This is a genomic window from Salmonella sp. SAL04157 (assembly GCF_046551635.1).
GTDB lineage: Bacteria > Pseudomonadota > Gammaproteobacteria > Enterobacterales > Enterobacteriaceae > Salmonella > Salmonella enterica.
The window spans coordinates 271716-294206 of record NZ_JBGDVS010000005.1 but is presented as its reverse complement, the minus strand read 5'-3'; the positions used below and the strand labels follow the sequence as shown (position 1 = coordinate 294206).

The 22491-nt window shown below is 53.3% G+C and carries 24 protein-coding genes; 7 read left to right on the top strand and 17 right to left on the bottom strand.

All coding sequences use genetic code 11. The annotated features are described in order from the left end of the window. The first annotated feature begins 74 nt into the window (after positions 1-74). Genes ACLJRE_RS13735 through ACLJRE_RS13720 form a run of 4 tightly spaced genes read left to right on the top strand, consistent with a single transcriptional unit; the run spans position 75 to position 4122 of the window. A complete protein-coding gene (locus ACLJRE_RS13735) occupies positions 75-1289 on the top strand; it encodes a PfkB family carbohydrate kinase (protein ID WP_023212583.1) in 1215 nt (404 codons plus the stop codon). A 15-nt stretch (positions 1290-1304) separates the two neighbouring features. Beyond that, entirely contained in the window at positions 1305-2066 is a 762-nt protein-coding gene (locus ACLJRE_RS13730) for a glutamine amidotransferase (RefSeq protein ID WP_001066509.1), read from the top strand. A 53-nt stretch (positions 2067-2119) separates the two neighbouring features. Beyond that, complete coding sequence (locus tag ACLJRE_RS13725) at positions 2120-3091, top strand: DMT family transporter (protein WP_001038949.1); 972 nt, start codon at positions 2120-2122, stop codon at positions 3089-3091. Continuing rightward, entirely contained in the window at positions 3088-4122 is a 1035-nt protein-coding gene (locus ACLJRE_RS13720; RefSeq protein ID WP_000675710.1) for a phosphotriesterase, read from the top strand. Before ACLJRE_RS13725 ends, ACLJRE_RS13720 begins: the two co-directional genes overlap by 4 nt. Before the next feature lie 44 nt (positions 4123-4166). Here the strand turns inward: ACLJRE_RS13720 and ggt are convergent, their stop codons facing one another. After that, positions 4167-5909: a gamma-glutamyltransferase gene (gene ggt, locus ACLJRE_RS13715; RefSeq protein WP_000805102.1), complete on the bottom strand. Its 1743-nt coding sequence runs from the start codon at positions 5907-5909 to the stop codon at positions 4167-4169. 125 nt (positions 5910-6034) lie between these two features. On the opposite strand from ggt, the gene ACLJRE_RS13710 reads away from it, so the two are divergent. Further along, positions 6035-6451: a DUF2756 family protein gene (locus ACLJRE_RS13710; protein ID WP_000826034.1), complete on the top strand. Its 417-nt coding sequence runs from the start codon at positions 6035-6037 to the stop codon at positions 6449-6451. A gap of 12 nt (positions 6452-6463) precedes the next feature. On the opposite strand, the gene ugpQ is transcribed toward ACLJRE_RS13710, so the two are convergent. The 12 genes from ugpQ to livK all read right to left on the bottom strand — a co-directional run bounded on the left by ugpQ (position 6464) and on the right by livK (position 17249). Further along, positions 6464-7204: a glycerophosphodiester phosphodiesterase gene (ugpQ, locus tag ACLJRE_RS13705; RefSeq protein WP_023212585.1), complete on the bottom strand. Its 741-nt coding sequence runs from the start codon at positions 7202-7204 to the stop codon at positions 6464-6466. Further along, on the bottom strand, positions 7201-8271 hold the full coding sequence (locus ACLJRE_RS13700) for a sn-glycerol-3-phosphate import ATP-binding protein UgpC (protein ID WP_000907841.1): 1071 nt from the start codon (positions 8269-8271) through the stop codon (positions 7201-7203). Before ACLJRE_RS13700 ends, ugpQ begins: the two co-directional genes overlap by 4 nt. Before the next feature lies 1 nt (position 8272). Continuing rightward, a complete protein-coding gene (gene ugpE, locus ACLJRE_RS13695; RefSeq protein WP_000572196.1) occupies positions 8273-9118 on the bottom strand; it encodes a sn-glycerol-3-phosphate ABC transporter permease UgpE in 846 nt (281 codons plus the stop codon). After that, entirely contained in the window at positions 9115-10002 is an 888-nt protein-coding gene (gene ugpA, locus ACLJRE_RS13690; protein WP_023197115.1) for a sn-glycerol-3-phosphate ABC transporter permease UgpA, read from the bottom strand. Before ugpA ends, ugpE begins: the two co-directional genes overlap by 4 nt. A 104-nt stretch (positions 10003-10106) precedes the next feature. After that, entirely contained in the window at positions 10107-11423 is a 1317-nt protein-coding gene (ugpB, locus tag ACLJRE_RS13685) for a sn-glycerol-3-phosphate ABC transporter substrate-binding protein UgpB (RefSeq protein WP_000624747.1), read from the bottom strand. 258 nt (positions 11424-11681) lie between these two features. After that, on the bottom strand, positions 11682-12050 hold the full coding sequence (locus ACLJRE_RS13680) for a type II toxin-antitoxin system death-on-curing family toxin (protein ID WP_000174963.1): 369 nt from the start codon (positions 12048-12050) through the stop codon (positions 11682-11684). Beyond that, positions 12047-12268, bottom strand: coding sequence for a type II toxin-antitoxin system Phd/YefM family antitoxin (locus ACLJRE_RS13675; RefSeq protein ID WP_001520924.1), 222 nt, complete (start codon positions 12266-12268; stop codon positions 12047-12049). Before ACLJRE_RS13675 ends, ACLJRE_RS13680 begins: the two co-directional genes overlap by 4 nt. Positions 12269-12400: 132 nt before the next feature. After that, positions 12401-13114: a high-affinity branched-chain amino acid ABC transporter ATP-binding protein LivF gene (gene livF, locus ACLJRE_RS13670; protein WP_000416114.1), complete on the bottom strand. Its 714-nt coding sequence runs from the start codon at positions 13112-13114 to the stop codon at positions 12401-12403. Position 13115: 1 nt separating this feature from the next. After that, on the bottom strand, positions 13116-13883 hold the full coding sequence (livG, locus tag ACLJRE_RS13665; protein WP_000082080.1) for a high-affinity branched-chain amino acid ABC transporter ATP-binding protein LivG: 768 nt from the start codon (positions 13881-13883) through the stop codon (positions 13116-13118). After that, the gene (gene livM / locus ACLJRE_RS13660) at positions 13880-15157 is read right to left on the bottom strand and encodes a branched chain amino acid ABC transporter permease LivM (RefSeq protein WP_000803764.1); all 1278 of its coding nucleotides are present in this window, start codon (positions 15155-15157) and stop codon (positions 13880-13882) included. Before livM ends, livG begins: the two co-directional genes overlap by 4 nt. Beyond that, a complete protein-coding gene (gene livH / locus ACLJRE_RS13655) occupies positions 15154-16080 on the bottom strand; it encodes a high-affinity branched-chain amino acid ABC transporter permease LivH (RefSeq protein WP_000003007.1) in 927 nt (308 codons plus the stop codon). Before livH ends, livM begins: the two co-directional genes overlap by 4 nt. Positions 16081-16139: 59 nt before the next feature. Next, the gene (gene livK / locus ACLJRE_RS13650; RefSeq protein ID WP_023212586.1) at positions 16140-17249 is read right to left on the bottom strand and encodes a high-affinity branched-chain amino acid ABC transporter substrate-binding protein LivK; all 1110 of its coding nucleotides are present in this window, start codon (positions 17247-17249) and stop codon (positions 16140-16142) included. 421 nt (positions 17250-17670) lie between these two features. Between livK and panM the strand changes: the two genes are divergently transcribed. Beyond that, a complete protein-coding gene (gene panM, locus ACLJRE_RS13645) occupies positions 17671-18054 on the top strand; it encodes an aspartate 1-decarboxylase autocleavage activator PanM (RefSeq protein WP_000778873.1) in 384 nt (127 codons plus the stop codon). Next, entirely contained in the window at positions 18032-18166 is a 135-nt protein-coding gene (locus tag ACLJRE_RS13640; protein WP_001517957.1) for a hypothetical protein, read from the top strand. Before panM ends, ACLJRE_RS13640 begins: the two co-directional genes overlap by 23 nt. Positions 18167-18249: 83 nt before the next feature. Here the strand turns inward: ACLJRE_RS13640 and livJ are convergent, their stop codons facing one another. The 4 genes from livJ to ftsE form a co-directional block, all read right to left on the bottom strand. Further along, complete coding sequence (gene livJ / locus ACLJRE_RS13635) at positions 18250-19353, bottom strand: branched chain amino acid ABC transporter substrate-binding protein LivJ (RefSeq protein WP_001528146.1); 1104 nt, start codon at positions 19351-19353, stop codon at positions 18250-18252. Positions 19354-19674: 321 nt separating this feature from the next. Beyond that, positions 19675-20529: an RNA polymerase sigma factor RpoH gene (gene rpoH / locus ACLJRE_RS13630; RefSeq protein WP_000159621.1), complete on the bottom strand. Its 855-nt coding sequence runs from the start codon at positions 20527-20529 to the stop codon at positions 19675-19677. Positions 20530-20774: 245 nt separating this feature from the next. Further along, entirely contained in the window at positions 20775-21830 is a 1056-nt protein-coding gene (ftsX, locus tag ACLJRE_RS13625) for a permease-like cell division protein FtsX (RefSeq protein ID WP_001081700.1), read from the bottom strand. Then, the gene (gene ftsE / locus ACLJRE_RS13620) at positions 21823-22491 is read right to left on the bottom strand and encodes a cell division ATP-binding protein FtsE (protein ID WP_000617729.1); all 669 of its coding nucleotides are present in this window, start codon (positions 22489-22491) and stop codon (positions 21823-21825) included. Before ftsE ends, ftsX begins: the two co-directional genes overlap by 8 nt.

The following is a 22491-nucleotide window of genomic DNA, read 5'->3' as shown; positions in this document are numbered from 1 at the left end:
CTGCCATCACTTTATGGTGACAATCACAACAATATACTCCTCCCGGGACTAATTTAACCACGGTGAGGTAAAAAATGAAATTTGAACGCCATCATAGAATATTGAAGGAACTCAGTATTTCGGGAGTTGTAAAAGTTTCAAATCTGGCGAAAAGTCTCAAGGTAACAAAGGAAACTATTCGTTCAGATCTCAATGAACTTGCCGGACAGGGATATCTTACTCGCTGTCATGGTGGTGCATTTATTACCCTTGATTCTCTTGATAACGTCGCAAAAAATGAAATTGCTTATGTGCTGGAAAAATATGAATCAGCGCAGAAAAATAAAAAAGGTCTCTCTGCCATGAAAAATAATGTATGTGTTATTGGCTCGTTCAATGTTGATATTATCAGTTATCTACCGAGATTACCCTCAACGGGAGAATCATTGCTTGCCGATAAATTTATTTTTTCACCCGGCGGTAAGGGATGTAATCAGGCATTAGCAGCAAGCTATGCCGACTCTGATGTGCATTTTATTACTAAAGTCGGCTCAGATCATTTTAGTGATTACGCCATTAATTTTATAAACTCATCAAAAATCCATAAAAGTGTTATCTACCAGACCAAAGAAACACAAACAGGTACAGCAACCATCATGGTGAATGGAGATACCGGAGATAACGTCATCGCTATCTACCCTGGCGCCAACATGACAATTTCCCCTGATGAAATCACCATTCAGAAAGAAGCCATTATTCATTCAGATATTGTTCTTGTCCAACTGGAGACGAATTACGAAGCGCTGCAGCAAACAATTCGTCTCGCACAAAAAAATGACATACCGGTCATCATCAATCCAGCGCCATACAATGACATGGTTAACACTATCATTAATAACATTGACTATATTACGCCAAATGAAACGGAAGCAGGCCTGCTGGCCAATATGGCGGTTAATGATATCGAATCAGCCAAATGCGCGGCCAAAATTATTCACCAGAAAGGCGTCAAAAATACCATTATTACGTTAGGTAGCAAAGGTTCGCTTGCTTATGATGGCACACAATTCATCTATTCCCCGGCATTTCCGGCAGTTGTAAAAAATACTGCGGGAGCGGGTGACGCTTTCAATGGCGCCCTCGCATCTGGTCTTGCAAAAGGAAAGTCACTGGCATCCGCATTGTGCTACGCCAGCGCATTTGCCTCACTTGCGGTTGAAACGCCTAATGCCTCTGATATGCCGGAAAACGACTCCGTTCTTCATCGTATTCAGGGTTCACATTACAAACAAACTATCTCTACTCACTAAATCAAGGAGCAGACTATGAACAATACGCAGAAAAAACTAAAGGTGCTCTTTATTGGAGAATCCTGGCATATTCATATGATTCATTCAAAAGGTTATGACAGTTTCACCTCCAGTAAATATGAAGAAGGCGCTACATGGTTACTGGAATGCTTGAGGAAAGGCGGCGTTGATATTGATTACATGCCTGCCCACACGGTACAAATTGCCTTTCCAGAGAGTATTGACGAATTAAACCGTTACGATGTGATTGTTATTAGCGACATTGGTAGTAACACCTTCCTGTTGCAAAACGAGACATTTTATCAGCTAAAAATAAAACCAAACGCTCTGGAGTCCATTAAAGAGTACGTCAAAAATGGCGGTGGACTACTCATGATTGGTGGTTACCTGTCATTTATGGGTATTGAGGCAAAAGCCAATTATAAGAACACCGTTCTTGCTGAGGTTCTGCCAGTTATTATGCTTGATGGCGATGACCGGGTAGAAAAGCCAGAGGGTATTTGTGCTGAGGCTGTCTCACCTGAACATCCTGTTGTTAACGGGTTCTCAGATTATCCGGTATTTCTTGGATATAACCAGGCCGTCGCCAGAGACGATGCCGATGTCGTATTAACAATAAATAATGACCCATTGTTAGTGTTCGGTGAATACCAACAGGGTAAAACCGCCTGCTTTATGAGTGACTGCTCCCCACACTGGGGAACCCAGCAGTTTATGTCATGGCCGTTTTATACCGACCTGTGGGTCAACACGCTTCAATTCATCGCCAGAAAATAAAAAACAATGGAGTAACGAAAGTTACTCCTTTTATAAAATATAAGGATTGATGTATGAACAAGAATAAGTACTCAACCCCCTTACTGATGCTTGCCACCATCTTAGCCGGTATGCTTTCCCCGATGCAGTCTGCCGTTAATGGGCAGTTAGGACATTGGTTACAAGACGGTAATGCTTGCGCAGTAATCTCGTTTGCCAGCGGTCTGGTCGTCATGTTTTTTATTATTATTGCGCGCAAAGAAACACGCCAGCAATTCGCCTCAATCCCTACTCTGATTAAAAAGAGAAAAATCCCGCTATGGAATTGGTTTGCAGGATTATGCGGGGCGATGGTCGTATTTTCTGAAGGCGCATCTGCCAGCGCGCTGGGCGTTGCCACCTTTCAAACGGCATTAATTTCCGCTCTGCTCCTTTCCGGCCTGCTGTGCGACCGTTTTGGCATCGGTGTGGAGGAGAAGAAATATTTTACGCCATGGCGCATTACTGGCGCATTGTTCGCCGTTATCGCCACCATTTTTGTCGTGTCGCCACAGTGGCACTCAACCTCGTTTATCCTGCTCGCTATCCTCCCCTTTTTGGCAGGGTTACTCGCTGGCTGGCAGCCTGCAGGGAATGCGAAAGTCGCCGAGGCAACGGGCTCCATGCTGGTGTCCATTACATGGAACTTCATCGTCGGCTTTTGTGTCCTGGGCGCGGCGCTGGCGATACGTATCGCATTAGGCCATGTCACCATCCAGTTACCCGATACATGGTGGATGTATCTCGGTGGTCCGCTGGGTCTGCTGTCCATCGGGCTAATGGCGATTCTGGTGAGAGGCTTAGGGCTATTGATGCTGGGCGTAGCGTCAACAGCAGGCCAACTGCTTGGCTCAGTGCTAATTGATGAATTGATCCCTTCATTAGGCAATACGGTCTACCTGGTCACCATCATCGGTACGCTGTTCGCGTTAGTCGGTGCGATTGTGACCACCATCCCTGAATACAGAGCATCCAAAATGGCGCAAAGAATGGAGGTGTCAGAATGAAAGGTTTCCTGCAAACCGTAACAGGCCCGGTGGCGCATACGGATATGGGGCTGACGCTACCGCATGAACATCTGTTTAACGATCTGTCTTCGGTCGTAGACGAGCCACATTATGCTTTTTCACAGCAACTGGTGGGAAAGAAAGTCAGTGCTGACCTGCAGTGGGGACTGAAACACGACCCATACTGCTGCGCCGATAACATGGACCGCAAAGAGATTGATGATGTTATCTTCGAAATCAATAACTTTATGTCTTTGGGCGGCAGGACGATTGTCGACGCCACCGGATCAGAATCCATTGGACGGGACGCCTCAGCGCTACGAGAAGTTGCCTTAAAAACGGGTTTGAATATCGTTGCGTCATCCGGACCTTATCTGGAGAAATTTGAAAGCACCCGGATCCATAAACCTGTTGAGCTGTTAGCCTCACTCATTGATAAAGAACTGAATCAGGGTATTGGCGAGACGGATATTCGCGCTGGCATGATCGGTGAAATCGGTGTATCCCCCGCGTTTACCCAAGCGGAGCGTAACAGCCTGCGGGCAGCGTCTCTGGCACAATGTAACAACCCCCACACGGCGATGAATATCCATATGCCAGGGTGGCTGCGACTGGGTGATGAGGTGCTGGATATCGTGCTGGAAGAAATGAACGTTTCTCCGGCAAAAGTCTCGCTGGCGCATTCGGACCCTTCAGGAAAAGATGTCGTCTATCAACGTAAAATGCTCGACCGTGGCGTATGGCTTGAATTTGACATGATTGGTCTGGACATCACCTTCCCAAAAGAAGGTGTCGCGCCGGGCGTTCAGGAGACCGCAGATGCAGTAGCGAATCTGATTGCACTGGGTTACGCCGACCAAATCGTTTTAAGCCATGATGTTTTTCTCAAACAGATGTGGGCGAAAAATGGCGGAAATGGCTGGGGGTTTGTCCCGAATGTCTTCCTCGCCTATCTGGCTGCTCGCGGAGTAGACAACGATACTCTGCGCAAGCTTTGTATTGATAATCCAGCCCGATTACTCACGGCATAATCTGCAAATAGCCCGGTGTCTGACACCGGGCCTGGAATTAAAAATCAGTATCCCGCCGTTAAATCATCCACCGAACGCGGGTCAGACGCGCCGTACAGTTCGCCATCCGGTCCAACCATAATACTTTGGGTGCTGCCCATCGCTTCTTTCAGCGCGACTTTCTGCCCTTTCTGTTCCAGCAACTTCAGCGTATCGGGGCTGAAGCCCTTTTCTACCCGCAGTTCGTCCGGCAACCATTGATGATGGAAACGCGGCGCGTTGGTCGCTTCGGCGACGTTCATGCCAAAATCAATGCTGTTCACTACCATTTGCAGCACGGTAGTGATGATTCGACTCCCGCCAGGGCTGCCGGTCACCAGCCAGGTTTTGCCCTCTTTAACGACGATAGTCGGCGACATCGACGACAGCGGACGCTTCTTCGGACCGACCGCGTTAGCATCGCCGCCCACCAGGCCATAAACATTAGGTACACCGGGTTTAGCAGAAAAATCATCCATTTGATTATTCAGCAGAATACCGGTATTTCCCGCCACAATTCCTGTGCCGAAGGTGGTGTTCAGGGTATAGGTCACCGCCACGGCATTGCCGTCTTTATCCACCACCGAGAAGTGGGTGGTCTGGTTGCTTTCATACGGGGCGAGCTTGCCCGGTTTTATCTGGCTGGAAGGTTTGGCCTTGTTGATATCAATTTGATCGGCCAGCGTTTTCGCATAGGCTTTGTGGGTCAGCGCCTGCCACGGCACTTTCACAAAGTCCGGATCGCCCAGATACTCTGAGCGGTCGGCATAGGCGTATTTTTCCGCTTCCGCCATGATTTGCATGGCATCGGCGCTGCCAAAGCCGTACTTCTTCATGTCGAAATTTTCGAGGATATTCAGGATCTGTACGATGTGAATACCGCCCGAGGATGGCGGCGGCATGGAGAAGACCTGATACTCGCGATAGTCACCACTGATTGGCGTACGCTCAACGGCTTTATAGCTGGCTAAATCCTCTTTGGTCATCAGACCGCCGTTCTTCTGCATTTCCCCGGCAATCTGGTCGGCAATCGCCCCTTTATAAAACACATCCGGGCCGTTTTCGGCAATCATTTCCAGGCTTTTCGCCAGATTCTTCTGGACCAGCTTATCGCCTTTTTTCAGCGGCTCGCCGTCTTTCCAGAAAATGGCTTTGCTGTTTTCATGATTAGGGATCACTTCGCTGCCGTAAGTTTTTAAGTCGTCGGCCAGCGCATCGTTAACCACAAAACCCTCTTCCGCCAGCTTCATCGCCGGACGCACCACTTTATTCAGCGGCATCGTGCCGTATTTCTCCAGCGCCAGCGAGAACCCCGCCACGGTACCCGGCGTACCGGATGCCAGATGCGACGTCAGCGACTTTTTCGCATCGGCGTTACCCTGCTCGTCGAGGAACATATCACGGGTCGCGCCAGCAGGCGCCATTTCACGAAAATCAATCGCCGTAGTAGCGCCATCTTTAGTGCGCAGCAGCATAAATCCCCCGCCGCCCAGATTCCCGGCTTGCGGATGCGTGACAGCCAGCGCATAGCCCACGGCGACGGCGGCATCCACAGCATTACCGCCCTGCTTTAAGATATCCACGCCAACCTGCGTCGCCATTGCATCCACCGAGGCCACCATCCCTTGCGTCGCCCGCACAGGATGAAAGACATCTTCTTCAACACCATAGGAGACTGGCGGCGCGACGGGAGGATTGGCCACCGCGCTAAACGTCCCCCCGGCCAGCAGAGCGGCGATCGCCACCCAGCGCATAAACGTTGGTTTCATCGTTGTTTTTCTCCAGATAAATGGGTGTATGTCCCGTTTAATCCTGGTCCACAACGCTTAAAAAATCATCATCATGGCGAAATAGAGGTACACTTAAAAAGAGGCCTCATCGGGAGGAGACGACAATGAAACGCTTACTACTTATTACGGCTTTGTTACCCTTTGCTGTATTGGCCCAGCCAATTAATACACTCAATAACCCTAATCAGCCGGGTTATAAGATTCCCAGCCAGCAGCGTATGCAGACGCAGATGCAAACGCAGCAGATTCAGCAGCAGGGTATGTTGAAACAACAGATGCAAACGCAGGCGCGCAGCCAGCAGCAAAATCTACAGTCGCAGTTGAATGCCAATACGCAGCGGGTTCAGCAGGGACAGCCGGGCAACGGTATGCTCGGTCAGCAAACGCTGCCCAATACGCAGGGCGGAATGCTCAGCGGCAGCGGAAATCCGGACCGGATGCTAAACCATTCCCAGCCAATGTTGCAGCAGGGCAGCGGGACGCCGCAGCCTGACATCCCGCTGAAAACCATCAGCCCTTAAAACTGACGGCCCTTAAAACTGAAAGTGAGGGCCGATGTCATCAATGCGATCGGTGCAGATACAATCCACGCCCCAGCGCAGCAGCTCTGCCGCCCGCTGGGGCTGATTGACGGTATACACCAGAATCCGCAGACCCGCGGCCTTAATCTCTTGCACTCGCGTCTCATCGAGTAATTTATGGTTGAGATGGAGGGAAACACAGCCCAGACGGGTCGTCAGTTCACGCCAGTCTTCACGCCATTTATCCAGCAGTAACCCGCGCGGCAGTTCAGTTGCTGCCGCCTGCGCCGCCTCCAGCGCCTCTATCTCAAAGGAAGAAAGCAGCGGCGGTGTCATCCCGGCCCACAGTTCGCGGGCGGCCAACGCCACGACGCGTCCTGTTAGCCTTCCGCTCCCCGTTGTCGGTTTTATCTCAATATTCGCCATCATGCCGTGTTTACGGCAGCGCTCCGCCACCTGCGAAAGCAACGGCAGCGGCTCGCCTTTAAATTCGCCGCTAAACCAACCGCCAGCGTCCACACGCAATAAATCCTGCCAGTTCAACTCGCCCGCCACACCCCAACCGTTGCTGGTGCGCTCCAGGTTATCGTCATGCAGCAGGAAAATTTCGCCGTCTTTCGACAGCTTGGCATCAAACTCAATCATGGTGTGCCCGTATCGCGCGCCCACGTCAATCGCCGCCAGAGTGTTTTCCGGCGCCAGTTTACCGCCGCCGCGATGGGCGACAATGTGGGGATAAGGCCAGTTACTCATACACGTTGTCCTGTTTCGCCATCAAAAATATGTCGCTGATGTTCCGGCAGATGCAGCCATAGCGTACTGCCCGCTGCCGGGCGCTGCTGATGCGCCAACCGCACCACCAGTTTCTGATCGCCCCAGCGCCCATGCGCCAGATTATCCGCGCCCAGAATCTCCAGCGTGTCTACCGTTAACGGCACGCCGCCTTCCGCCTGCGAGCTTAACGCAATATGCTCCGGGCGGATACCCAGCGTCATTTTACGTCCGGCATGACCCCGATAGCCCGCACCTATCGGCAACGCCAGACCGCCAGGCAATTCGAAACGGTCGCCGGAAGCGCTGATAACGCCGTCCAACAGGTTCATCGCCGGGCTGCCGATAAAGCTCGCCACGAAGCGACTGGCCGGTTTTTCATACACCTCTACCGGCGTGCCAATCTGTTCTGCGACGCCTTTATTCATCACCATCACCCGCTGGGCCAGCGTCATCGCCTCTACCTGATCGTGAGTAACATAGAGCGAGGTGGTACGAAGACGACGATGCAGATGTTGTAACTCCAGACGCATCTGCACGCGCAGCTTGGCGTCGAGGTTAGAGAGCGGTTCGTCGAATAAGAAGACTGCCGGCTCGCGGACGATCGCGCGCCCCATTGCCACGCGCTGCCGTTGACCGCCGGAAAGCTCGCGTGGACGGCGTTTAAGCAGGCCGTCCAGCTCCAGAATGCGCGCCGCCTCCCGCACGCGTTCTTCAATATGCGCTTTGCTCATACCGCGAATTTTTAGTCCCCACGCCATGTTCTCCTCTACGCTCATATGGGGATAGAGAGCATAGTTCTGAAATACCATCGCGATGCCGCGATCTTTGGGCTCCATCTCGGTGACCCGTTTGCGATCAATCCAGATATCGCCGCTGGTCACGCGTTCCAGACCGGCCACCATCCGCAACAACGTTGATTTGCCGCAGCCGGACGGCCCGACCATCACAATAAATTCGCCATCCGCCACGTCCAGCGTCAGCGGTTGAATGACCTGGGTTTTGCCGTCCCAGCTTTTGGTTACTGCCTGTAGTTTTAAACCAGCCATTTTATTTCTCACTGTCCACTAAACCACGCACAAACGCCCGTTGCATGGCTAAAACGATAACGACCGGAGGGATAAGGGTGAGCAACATTGCCGCCATCACCTGGTTCCATTGCGTGGTACCTTCGCCGGTAGCGATCATCCCTTTGATACCCGCTACGGCAGTGCCAAGATTCACGTCGGTGATAATCAACAGCGGCCACAGATACTGGTTCCAGCCGTAGATAAAGGTGATGACGAATAACGCCGCCAGGTTGGTTTTTGACAGCGGCAACACGATGTCGCGGAAAAAGCGCATCGGCGACGCGCCGTCAATACGGGCCGCCTCCACCAGTTCATCCGGAAGCGTCATGAAGAACTGACGAAACAGGAAAGTGGCGGTAGCGGACGCCATCAGCGGTAGCGTCAGACCAGCATAGCTGTCGAGCATTTTCAGGTTGGCGATCACTTCCACCGTCGGGAAGATACGTACTTCAACCGGTAGCATCAGGGTGATAAAAATCATCCAGAAGAACAGGTTACGCAGGGGAAAACGAAACCAGACGATGGCGAATGCGGAAAGCATAGATACCGTGATTTTGCCTACCGTAATGCTGAACGCCATAATGAAACTGTTAAGCATCATCAGCCAGAATGGCGCGCTATTAACACCGACGCCGTTGACCCAAATAGTTTTGATATTCTCCAGTAACTGCGTGCCGGGAAGCAGCGTCATCGGCGTCTCAAACACCGCGCGGTCGTCCAGCGTCGCCGCGACAAACGCGACATACAGCGGAAACAAAATGACCGCGATCCCCAGAATCAGCATGGTATGGCTGAATATTGTCAGCCCGCGACGATTCTCTATCATTGGTAACGCACCTTACTTTCCACATAGCGGAACTGCACCACCGTCAGAATGATGACGAGGAACATCAACACCACCGACTGCGCGGCGGACGCCGAGAGATCCAGACCGGTAAACCCTTCGCGATAAATCTTATAAATCAGCGTCGTGGTGGCTTGTACCGGCCCGCCGGCGGTCGCGGCGTCGATCACCGGGAAGGTGTCGAAAAAGGCGTACACCAGGTTGACCACCAGCAGGAAGAAACTGACCGGCGCAATAAGCGGCAAAGAAAGCCGGAAGAAACGACGAATCGGCCCGGCACCGTCAATGGCCGCCGCTTCCACCAGCGAGCGGGGAATGGATTGCAGCGCGGCAAAGAAGAATAAAAAGTTGTAACTAATCTGCTTCCAGACTGACGCAAATACCACCAGGAACATCGCCTGACCGCTGTTTTGCGCGTGGTTCCAGTCATAGCCGAATTCGCCGAGGAAATGGGTGATTAATCCCCGCCCCGGGTTAAACAGGAAAATCCACAATACGGCGGCGACGGCGGGCGCGACGGCATAAGGCAGCAGCATCAGCGTCTGATAAAAACGGCTACCACGTACCACGTAATCCACCAGGGCGGCGAAAAACAACGAGACCAGCAGGCCGCTAAACGTGACCAGCGCGCTGAATTTAATCGTCGTCCAGAAGGCGTCAAGATAATAACTGTCGTGAAAAAGCGCGACGAAATTCTCCAGCCCGACAAATTGGCTGGAAAAACCAAACGGATCGATGCTTTGCAGCGAATACCACAGCGCTTCGCCCGCAGGCCAGATAAAGAAAATAACGGTGATAACCAACTGCGGGGCAACCAGTAAATACGGCAGCCAGCGCGAGCGGAACACCGGACGGGATGATGACATGAAGGTTCTTTTCCTGGAAGGTGCCGGATGGCGGTGCAAGCACCTTATCCGGCCTACAAACGCTGTAGGCCTGATAAGCGCAGCGCCATCAGGCACTTATACACTTAAGATTTGCTCGCTTTCTCAAAACGACGCAGCAACTGATTCCCGCGATCCACTGCGGTATCCAACGCCTGTTGTGGGGTTTTCTTCCCGGTCCAGACGCTTTCCAGCTCTTCGTCCACGATGGTACGAATCTGCGGCATATTGCCCAGACGCAAGCCTTTGGTGAAGGGTAACGGCGGCTTATTCAACATCTGGCGAGTGGCGATATCCGCACCGGGGTTTTTATCGTAATAACCCTGCTCGCGGGTCAGCTCGTAGGCGGCGGTGGTAATCGGCAGGTAGCCAGTTTTTTGATGCCATTCAGCAGCGTTTTCCGGTTTTGCCAGGAAGTCGAGGAATTTGGCGACGCCGGTATAGGTTTCTTTATCTTTACCCTGCATGACCCATAGGCTGGCTCCGCCGATAATGGCGTTTTGCGGCGCGCCCTTGATATCAGCGTCGTACGGCATCATACCCACGCCATAGTTAAATTTGGCATACTGGCGGATATTGGCGAGCGAGCCGGAGGACGCGGTTGTCATCGCGCAGTCACCGTTATAAAACTTCTCGGTAGACTCGTCCTTACGCCCAACATAGCTAAAATCGCCTTTCTTATTCATCTCTTCCAGCAGCGCGATATGTTTCACCTGCTCTGGCTTATTAAACTCCAGCACCGCATCTGTACCGTCAAAGCCATTGTTTTTACTGGCGAAGGGGAGACCGTTCCAGGCGCTGAAGTTTTCCAGTTGGATCCAGCCTTGCCAGCCGCTGGCGTAACCGCATTTCATGCCAGCCGCTCTCAGTTTCGCGGTATAGTCGGCCAGCTCCTGCCAGGTTTTCGGCGGCTGTTCCGGATCTAAACCGGCTTTCTTAAAGGCGTCTTTGTTGTAGTACAGTACCGGCGTGGAGCTGTTAAAGGGCTGGGAGAGCAGATGCCCGCTTTTAGCATCGGTGTAGTAGCCTGCAACGGTTGGTACAAACTGGGACTCGTCAAAGTTAATACCGGCGTCTTTAAACACTTCATAAACCGGCTTAATGGCTTTTGAGGCCATCATGGTCGCCGTCCCAACCTCATAAACCTGCAATATTGCCGGCGCGTTGCCGGTACGGAATGCCGCGATCCCGGCGCTCAGGTTCTGTTCATAGTTCCCCTTATAGACCGGAACGATTTTGTAATCCGGATTGGCCTGGTTGAAACGTTGCGCCAGTGAATCAACTTCTTTGCCTAACTCCCCTTCCATTGAATGCCAGAATGGAATAGTGGTGACAGCCAACGCCTGACCCGTAAATGCCAGACTCAGCGCCAGTCCTAAAGCTGTATGTCGTAACGATATCATCGGTTATCTCTCTTTTTGTGCCGGGATGCGCGATATCACGCGTTTTATGTTCGCGGGGGTAACATGACATGCTCGAATGACAGAAAAATAACTTTTTTATTACAAAAAAAAGATAGTAAGGCGACAGAGAGATGGCAAGGCAGTGAAAGCGCCGGAAAAGAAAAGTGGGAGCTACGGCACGGATAGGTACGACATTATTCCCGGGGACGGCGCACATGCCGTAACTCAACCAGGCGGAGCGTCGCCGGGATTAACGTCTCAGGCGCGTAAGCGAACGGCAATTTGCTCCAGCGTAAGCCGCCCTGCCGCCGCATCGACTGTCATATCGACAAAATCCGGATTCGCAGCGAGTGAGATCCCATTGCGCTTTAAAAACAGCAACGTAATAAATAAGGCGGTACGTTTGTTACCATCATTGAAGATATGCCCACGGGATATAGCGAGCAAATGCATTGCCGCCAGCAGCCACACGTCGGTCACCCCTTCATATTCGATTTGATTGAGTACCCGGTACATTAGCGCTTCCGCGCGGCCAGGATCAGGCATGCCTGTTACACCAGGCGTAACGCGGAGAAGCCTGTCGTGAAACTGAATTATCTCTTCCGCTGAGATAAGTTGTAGGGTCATTTATCCGCCAGCTCCCTGAGCTCATTGCCATGAACCGCCATAATGGCAGCAAACTCATCATCCATTCGCGCCGTCTGATAACGCTCAAACTCCTCGGCGCTGATGATCACTGCGGACTTATGCCCACGACGCGTGATGGTGACAGGCCCCCCCGTCACCGCACTTTCCAGGACTTCGGCCAGATTTTGCCGCGCTTCGCTATAGTTAACCGTACGCATAAACACCTCCCCAGTTGTACATGTTTATTGTACAACAAACACGTACAAAAAAAGAGCCATCAGGCTCTTTTGAAAAATTTTACCGTTGCCGTCACCGGGGGGGCGGCGCACGCGCTTCCCCCCTGGCACAGTCTAACCGCCCAGATAGGCGCTGCGCACCGCTTCGTTCGCCAGCAGTGCATCACCGGTATCGGATAGCACCACGTGGCCGTTTTCCAGCACATAACCGCGGTCGGCGAGCTTCAGCGCCTGGTTAGCGTTTTGCTCGACAAGGAAGATGGTCATACCCTGCTCGCGCAACTGCTCAATGGTGTCGAAGATCTGCTGGATGATGATCGGCGCCAGCCCCAGCGACGGTTCATCCAGCAGCAATAGCCTCGGCTGGCTCATCAGCGCGCGGCCAATCGCCAGCATCTGCTGTTCGCCGCCGGACATGGTGCCCGCTCGCTGGATACGGCGTTCATGCAGGCGCGGAAACAGCTCGTACACCCACTTGATACGCTCCTGAAACCGATCGCGCTCGGCAAAAAAACCGCCCATCGCCAGGTTCTCTTCCACCGTCATCCGCGAGAAGACGCGCCGCCCTTCCGGCACTATCGCCACCGCTTCACGCATGATTTTCGCCGTCTGCCAGTCGGTGATGTCTTTACCGTCAAACACCACCCGTCCGCTGGAGGCACGCGGATCGCCGCACAAGGTGCCAAGCAGCGTCGTTTTCCCCGCGCCGTTAGCGCCAATCAGGGTAACGATTTCCCCCTGGTTGATGTGCAGACTGACGTCGTGCAGCGCCTGAATCTTGCCGTAGTGGGCGCTGACTTTTTCAAACGTTAACATCGTTTTTTCCATCTTATGCCTCACCCAGATAAGCGCGGATGACGTCCGGGTTGTTGCGGATCTCTTCCGGCGTGCCGTTCGCCAGCGGCGTGCCCTGGTTCACCACGTAAATGCGATCGGAAATGCCCATCACCAGCTTCATATCGTGTTCAATCAGTAATATGGTGGTGTTGTGATGGTTACGTAGTTCGGCAATCAGCTCATCCAGCTCTTTGGTCTCTTTCGGGTTAAGGCCAGCCGCCGGTTCGTCGAGCATCAGAATTTCTGGCTGCGTCACCATGCAGCGGGCAATCTCCAGCCGGCGCTGGTCGCCGTAAGCCAGATTACTGGCCTGGCGGTTGGCATGTTCCAGCAGGCCAATACGCTCAAGCCAGGTCGCCGCGCGGTCCAGCGCTTCGCTTTGCGCGCGGCGGAAAGCGGGCGTTTTCAACAGGCCGGAAAAGAGGCCCGTTTTCAGTTGCTGGTGCTGCGCCACCAGCAGGTTTTCAATCACCGTCATTTCGCGAAACAGGCGCACATGCTGGAAAGTACGTACCACGCCCATGCGGGCGATCTGCTGGCCCGGCAATCCTTCCAGATGCCGCTCGCGCAACATGATCGTACCGCCTGTCGGCTTATAAAAACCGGTCAGGCAGTTAAACACCGTCGTTTTACCCGCGCCGTTAGGGCCAATCAGCGACACAATTTCCCGCTCACGCAATTCCAGCGATACATTGTTGACCGCCAGCAAACCGCCAAAGCGCATCATCAGGCCGTTAACCGCTAATAATGGCTGACTCATGCCTGCTCTCCTTTCGCCTGACCACTTTTCAGCTTCAACTGCGGACGCGTCATCGGCAGCAATCCCTGCGGACGCCAGATCATCATCAACACCATCAAACCGCCGAGCATCAACATGCTGTATTCGTTGAAGTCGCGCATCAATTCGCGCGACACCACCAGCAGAACCGCCGCCAGGATCACCGCAAACTGCGAGCCCATTCCGCCCAGCACCACAATCGCCAGCACGAAGGCGGATTCGGCGAAGGTGAAAGATTCCGGGCTGACAAAGCCCTGGCGGGCGGCAAACAACGTCCCGGCGAAACCGGCAAACGCGGCGCTGATAGTAAAAGCGGTCAGCTTGATACGCGTCGGGCTTAAACCTAATGAGCGACAGGCGATCTCATCTTCACGCAACGCTTCCCACGCCCGGCCCAGCGGCATACGCAGCAGGCGGTTAATGACAAACAGCGACAGGACCACCAGCAACAGGGCCACCAGATAGAGGAAAATGACCCGGTCGGATGGGTCGTACTTCACGCCAAAGAAATTGCTGAAGGTATCCCAGCCGCCTTCGCGGGTGTTGCGGCTAAACTCCAGACCAAACAGCGTCGGTTTGGGGATCTGACTGATGCCGTTCGGGCCGCCGGTAATTTCAGTGTTGTTGAGCAGCAGGATACGGACGATTTCGCCGAAGCCGAGCGTCACAATCGCCAGATAGTCGCCGCGCAGACGCAGTACCGGGAAGCCGAGCAGGAAACCAGCGGCGGCGGAGACCAGTCCCGCCAGCGGCAGGCAGGTCCAGAAACCCAAACCATAATAGTGGTTGAGCAGCGCAAAGGTATAAGCGCCGATGGCGTAAAAGCCGCCGTAGCCCAATACCAGCAGGCCGGACAGCCCCACCACCACGTTCAGCCCCAGACCGAGGATGATATAAATCATGGTCATGGTGGCGATATCGACGCTACCGCGCGACACCATAAACGGCCATGCCACGGCGATAACCAGCAGCGCCATCAGAAACAGCTTTTGCTTAACGGTAGAGCCATCGATCGCCGGCAGAATAAACTTCGGTCCGGAGACGTGCTTCACCGCTTTCTGGAACATCGGACGCAGCAACTGAAAGAAAAAAACCACTGCCGTACCGATAAAGATCCACTGCCAGCGGATGTCGGCGGCGGTATCCACCACCAGTTTGGTGCCGTCCAGCTCCAGTTGTACGCCCATGAAGACGCCAGCCAAAACGAAGAACATCGCCGCAGAGAACAGAGCCATCGCAATATGCATCGGTTTCATACTTTCTCTACCTCCGGACGCCCCAGGATACCGGTCGGCATCACCAGCAGTACCAGAATCAGCAGAGCGAACGACACGACATCTTTATATTCGGTACTTAAATATGCAGACGAGAGCGCTTCGGCAACGCCCAAAATCAGACCGCCGATCATCGCGCCCGGAATGCTGCCAATACCGCCCAGCACCGCCGCGGTGAACGCTTTCATCCCGGCCATAAAACCGATGTAGGGGTTAATCACGCCGTAAAATTGCCCAAGCAGCACACCCGCCACCGCCGCCATTGCCGCGCCGATAACAAACGTTAGCGCAATGACGCGGTCGGTATTAATGCCGAGCAGGCTGGCCATTTTCAGATCCTCCGCGCAGGCGCGGCAGGCGCGGCCCATCCGGGAGTAGCGAATGAAAATGGTGAGCGCCAGCATAGCCAGAAAGGTGACTATCCAGATAACCGCCTGCATGGTGGTGATGGACGCGGAAAAGTTTTCGCTGCTGCCCACAATCCACTGGCCGTTAAACAGGCTGGGTAACGCCACGTCGCGCGAACCTTCCGTCAGGCTGACGTAGTTTTGCAGAAAGATAGACATCCCGATGGCGGAAATCAGGGCGATCAGGCGCTTGGAGTTGCGCACAGGCCGGTAAGCGACTCGCTCGATACTCCAGCCGTAGGCGCTGGCAATAATAATCGCGCCGATAAATCCGGCGGCCACCAGGAGCCAACTGGTGTCTATTCCCATCATCATTAGCGCGGCGATGATCATAAAAGAGACGTAGCTGCCGATCATATACACCTCGCCATGAGCGAAGTTGATCATGCCGATAATGCCGTACACCATCGTATAACCGATAGCAATCAGCGCGTAGGTGCTCCCCAGCGTGACGCCATTAAACATCTGCTGCAAGAAATAGAGAAACTGCTCGGACATAAGGTAACCTTTTTAAACCCGCCCGGCGTGCGGGCGGTGGGATAACTTATCTTCTGGCATTACTTCGCGACGGTTGACGAGCCGTCGGCGTGCCACTGGAAGACGCCAAATTCAAATCCCTTAAGATCGCCTTTTTCATCCCATTTCAGCGGCCCAATAACGGTATCAGCCCCGTTCGCTTTAAGATCTTTCACCAGATCCAGCGGAGCATGGCTGGCGCTACGCGTCATTGCGGTCGCCAGCGACTGGACGGCGGCGTAGGTGATCCAGACATACGGACCGCTGGGATCTTTCTTGTCGGCTTTCAGCGCCTCGACAATCGCTTTATTCGCCGGGTCCTGGTCATAACGTTTTGGCATCGTCACCAACATGCCTTCCGCCGCACCGCCCGCAATATTGGACAGCGACGCGTTACCCACGCCTTCCGGCCCCATAAATTGCGTTTTCAGGCCATTAGCCCGCGCCTGGCGCAGCATCTGCCCCATTTCCGGGTAGTAGCCGCCGTAATACACAAAGTCGATATTCTCTTTTTGCAAGCGGACAATCAGGGCGGAGAAATCTTTTTCGCCGGCGGTAATACCATCAAAAAAGACAATATTGGCATTGCCCTGCTTCAGGCCATCCTGCACGGAGCGCGCCAGTCCTTCGCCGTATTGCTGTTTATCGTGAATGATAGCGATGCGCTGCGGTTTCACCGTTTCCAGGATATATTTCGCAGCTGTTGGCCCCTGGGAGGAGTCCAGGCCGGCGGTACGCATAATGTACTGATAGCCGCGCTGGGTCAGCTCCGGGTTAGTCGCCCCCGGGGAGATCATCAGAATACCTTCATCTTCATAGATATCGGATGCTGGCTGAGTAGAAGAAGAACACAAGTGACCAATAACGTACTGAATACCGTCGTTAACGATTTTGTTGGCCACCGCCACCGCCTGTTTTGGATCGCAGGCATCATCGTACTCTACGCCGACCAGCTTATCGCCTTTAATACCGCCTTTAGCGTTGATGTCTTTAATGGCCTGGCGCGCGCCGTTAAATTCCATATCGCCCCATTGCGCTACCGGGCCGGACATCGCCCCGACTATGGCGACTTTAATATCATCTGCCATTGCCCCCTGCGAGACTGCTAATGCAACAATCCCTGCGATTATTGTTTTCGCTTTCCGTTTCATGTGCCTGTATCCCCATTCGTGATGTTATATGTTTTGTTTTTTGCTGGTTAAAAAGCAGACTGTACTTTTTATAAATGGTGCGCTTTTTACTGACTCATTAATGAGTTAGCGCAGCATTTAAAGCATAATAAGATTAAAATCTCTATTTTTCAGTCTATTAAGAAAAGATAATATTCTGCTTTTCGCTATAGATAAACAAAAAAAAGCACGCTTGTCAGCATAAAATAACGGCATATTAAGCGGAATAATTCACTAGCATTCAGGGAATTATGCTGCCTGTTTTCCATTCTCTAATGCTTCAAACTGTAATTATCGTTGTTAAAAAATTAATAACCTGGTAAATGACACAAAAAAGAGAAAGCATCTGGCCTGCCTGTTTCGGTACACTGATCGCATCTTTTGAAATCGGGACAAGCCGTCGATGAAGCTGACTATCCTTCGTTTAGAACACTTTAGCGCTCAGGATCAGATCGATCTGGGCAAAATCTGGCCGGAATATTCCGCCTCCTCATTAAGCGTAGATGAAACGCACCGGATTTATGCCGCGCGGTTTAACGAGCGTTTGTTGGGCGCCGTAAGAGTGACGCTGAGCGGAACGCAGGGCGCGCTGGATTCCTTACGCGTGCGTGAAATCACCCGTCGTCGCGGCGTCGGGCAATACCTGGTAGAAGAAGTCATCCGCGATAATCCCAACGTCTCGTCGTGGTGGATGGCGGATGTCGGTGTTGAAGACCGCAGCGTGATGGCCGCGTTTATGCAGGCGTTAGGTTTTACCGCCCAGCATGACGGCTGGGAGAAGCGCTAAAAGAAAGCCGGATGGCGCTGACGCTTATCCGGCCTACATGCCGGGAGAAAAGATAAAAACCACCTCGCAATTTTCCAAGAATTTCGCGTTGCAGGCAGGCGGCAAGTTATGAAATCCCCGGGAGCTTACATAAGTAAGTGACCGGGGTTGAATAACGTAGCCAACGCACCTGCAGCGCGAAAGGCGCCAGGAAAATTACTTAGCGTCTGTCGCCGTACCGTTCGCATGCCAGTCAAACACGCCGAACTCAAATCCTTTCAGATCGCCTTTCTCATCCCATGACAGCGGTCCCATTACGGTGTCGACCGTGGCGCCTTTCAGGTATTTGGCGATTTCCGCCGGATCGTCGGAGTGGTTCAGCCCCGCCTGTAAGGATTGCAGCGCGGCGTAGGTGGTCCACACGAATGCGCCGCTAGGATCTTGTTTCTTGGCTTTGATGGCATCCACAATCGGTTTGTTCGCTGGCACCTGATCGTAGTTCTTCGGTTTGGTGACCAGTAAGCCTTCCGCCGACTCTCCGGCGATGTTAGACAGCGAGACGTTCGCGACCCCTTCCGGCCCCATAAACTGAGTTTTCAGCCCTGCGGCGCGGGACTGGCGCAAAATCTGCCCCATTTCCGGGTGATAACCGCCGTAGTAGACAAAGTCGATATTCTCTTTTTTCAGACGCGCTACCAGAGTGGAGAAATCTTTTTCGCCGGCGGTGATGCCGTCAAAGAATACGACATTAACGCCGCCTTTCTTCAGACCGTCCTGCACCGCGCGCGCCAGCCCTTCGCCGTACTGCTGCTTATCGTGGATAATCGCGATGCGCTGCGGTTTTACCTTCTCCAGAATATACTTTGCCGCCGTTGGCCCCTGGTCAGAGTCCAGGCCGGTCGTGCGCAAAATCAGGTTATAGCCGCGTGCGGTCAGCTCCGGCGCGGTCGCCGCCGGGGTTATCATCAGGATACCTTCGTCTTCGTAGATATCAGACGCTGGCTGTGTGGAAGAGGAGCATAAGTGACCGATAACATACTTGATGCCGTCGTTCACCACTTTGTTAGCGACAGCTACCGCCTGTTTCGGGTCACAGGCGTCGTCATATTTCACCGCGACGAGCTTATCGCCTTTAATACCGCCTTTCGCATTGATATCGGCAATTGCCTGTTCCGCACCGGTAAACTCCTGATCGCCATACTGCGCTACCGGACCGGACATCGCGCCGACAACCGCGACTTTAATGTCCTCGGCGAATGCCATATGGCTTAATGACAGGGCGATACATCCTGCCAATAACGTTTTACCCTTCATATTCATCCTGATAATCCCCATTATTCTGGTTGTTACGTGTGTTGTGGTGTTATTGTTCAGCACTTTATTTCGATTATTGGCTAGCTACTCGTGCTTTAGCAGCATACTCTGCTAAAACATACCCGATTTTTATTATTTTGGAATAGCTAAATTTACATCCAGATAACATATTTGTGTCGGTGGGGGAGAGGAAGGGCCCGTAGGCCCGATAAGCGAAGCGCCATCGGGCAAACGTGTTGCCGGATGGCAGCGTAAACGCCTAATCCGGCCTACAAAAAACAAAACCCCCGAATTCACATTCGAGGGTTCATTGGCAATTCGCGAAGATTACGCTTCGATCGCAGCGCGAAGCTTTTTCATGGCGTTCTTTTCAAGCTGGCGCACACGCTCAGCGGAGACGCCGTAACGATCGGCCAGCTCCTGCAACGTAGACTTATTGTCTTCGTCCAGCCAGCGAGCGCGGATAATATCCTGGCTACGCTCGTCGAGCCCCTGCATCGCATCGGTCAGTCGGTTGGCGGCCTGCTCTTCCCAGTTATCGTCTTCAATGCCGTCGGCAAAGTTAGACGATTTATCCTGCAGATACAGCACCGGCGCCATTGGCTGGCTGTCGGACTCATCGTCCGAAGACATGTCAAACGTCATGTCCTGCGCCGCCATACGCGACTCCATCTCACGCACGTCTTTACTGGAAACACCCAGTTCGCGCGCCACCATTTCAACCTCATCCTGATTAAACCAGCCCAGACGCTGCTTGGTTTTACGCAGATTAAAGAACAGCTTACGCTGCGCTTTCGTGGTCGCGACTTTAACGATACGCCAGTTACGCAGCACGTATTCGTGAATTTCTGCTTTAATCCAGTGTACGGCGAAGGAGACCAGGCGCACGCCTACTTCCGGGTTAAAACGACGTACGGCTTTCATCAGGCCGATGTTGCCTTCCTGGATCAAATCCGCCTGCGGCAGACCATAGCCCGCATAGTTACGAGCAATATGAACAACAAAGCGCAGGTGAGACAGGATCAGCGTTTTAGCTGCTTCCAGATCGCCCTGGTAATGCAGCCTTTCAGCCAATGCCCGCTCCTCGTCAGCCGATAACATCGGCCACGCGTTCGCCGCCCGGATATAAGATTCCAGGTTGCCAACAGGGGCTAAAGCTAAATTTTGCATTTCTTTGGTCATTCAAATCCTCTCAATCAGTATTGCCTGGCACCGTCAGCGAGCAACAACCGTGCCAAAGCCGATGAGCAACGAGAATATCACCCACTCTTTTATCAGACAGTGATTTTATCCACAAGTTCAATGTAACACTGTGCATAATTTGCACAAATCTTGTGACATAAAGATGACGCGCGGGGAAGAGACAACAGGGACTCTTTCCCTGCGAACGGAAGCCCATTGCAGGGAAAGATTATACCACGATTTTATCAATCGGGAGTAAAGTGACGTAAATGTTGCACCGTGGCCAGCCAGGCGGCGATCCAGCCAATCATGGAACAGACCAGCAGCAGCAACAGGCACTCATCGAACGATAAGCCATTGAGATCAAACTTCGTGCCGAAGACCTGCGCCACTTCAGTCACCGCCGATGATAAACGCATCACCAAAATTTCAGACAATATCAGTGAAAGAAACGCGCCGGAAAAACCGAGCAACGCGCCGCCGTAGAGGAACGGACGCAGGATAAAGCCATCGGTCGCGCCAATCAGCTTTTGCACGTTAATGGTGTCGCGACGGGCAAAAATGCTCAGACGCACGCTGTTGCCGATAACGAGGAAGACCGCCGCGACCATCAGCACGCCGATCATCGCCGACACACGGCCCACCAGCCCGGTGAGCGCCGCCAGGCGCGCAAACCAGCTATCATCCATGCGGACTTCGTCAATGCCGTTAATCTGCGAGATACGGTCGCGCAGCGTATTAAGCGAGGCGGTACTTTGAAAGTCCAGCTTGGGGATCACCACCGCCACCGCCGGTAGCGGGTTCTCTTCCAGCATATCCAGCGCGCCGCCAAAACCCGACCAGTTGCGGAATTCTCCCAGCGCGTCCTCACGGGACAGGTAGTTGACCTTCTCAACGCCCTGCTCGGCCTGAAGCTGCCCAACGACCCGCGCCGCCGCGTCATCATCCAGCGTTTTTTGCAGATAAACGGTGATCTGCGGCGACGGGTAATACTGAGTCGCCGCCTGGTTGACGTTCTTATAGACCATGTAACAGACGCTGGGCAGCGTCAGGGAGATGGCGATCACCATCACCGTCAGAAACGTCGCCAGCGGTTTGCTTTTCAGATCCTGCAGCGCGCCGTGCCAGGCATAGCGCACCTGCTCATTAAAGACGTTCGTTTTACGTGAGTTCGGTTTCGGCGTCGGCTTCTGGCGTCCTGGCGCGTTGCGCCCGCCGCCTGTTCCGCCGCGAGACTTACGCAGTTGATCCAGCCGTCCGCCGAACTGCCTGATTTGGTTAATCGCGTCGCGCCTATTCATTGGCCAGGCCTCCATGCAGATGTCCATCGCTCAGGACGAGCTGCCTATAGGAACGACGGGAGATAAGTCCAATATCGTGCGTCGCCATCAGTACCGTCACCCCTACGCGGTTAAACTCTTCAAACAGACGTAAAATCCCTTCCGACAACGCGTCGTCCAGGTTCCCGGTCGGTTCATCCGCCAGCAATACCGCTGGCTTATTGACCACCGCGCGGGCGATGCCCACGCGCTGTTGTTCGCCTCCGGAGAGTTGAATCGGGAAGTTTCTCGCTTTGTCCAGTAGTCCAACCTTATCCAGCGCCGCCGACACACGACGACGGATATCATCGCCGCTGGCACCGGCAATGATTAACGGTATCGCCACATTGTCATAGACCGTGCGATCCATCAGCAGATGGTGATCCTGGAAAATCATCCCAATCTGGCGGCGCAAAAACGGCACTTCGCGGTTTTTCAGGCGCGTAATATCATGCCCGCTGAAGAAGATTTTGCCGGCGCTGGGCCGCTCAATCCCACAGATTAGCTTCAGCAGGGTACTTTTCCCCGCGCCGGAGTGGCCGGTCAGAAACGCCATCTCGCCTGGCCGCATATGGAATGTCACTCCCTGCAGCGCTTGTCTCCCGCCGAGATAGGCCTTGCTGACATGTTCAAAGCGAATCAT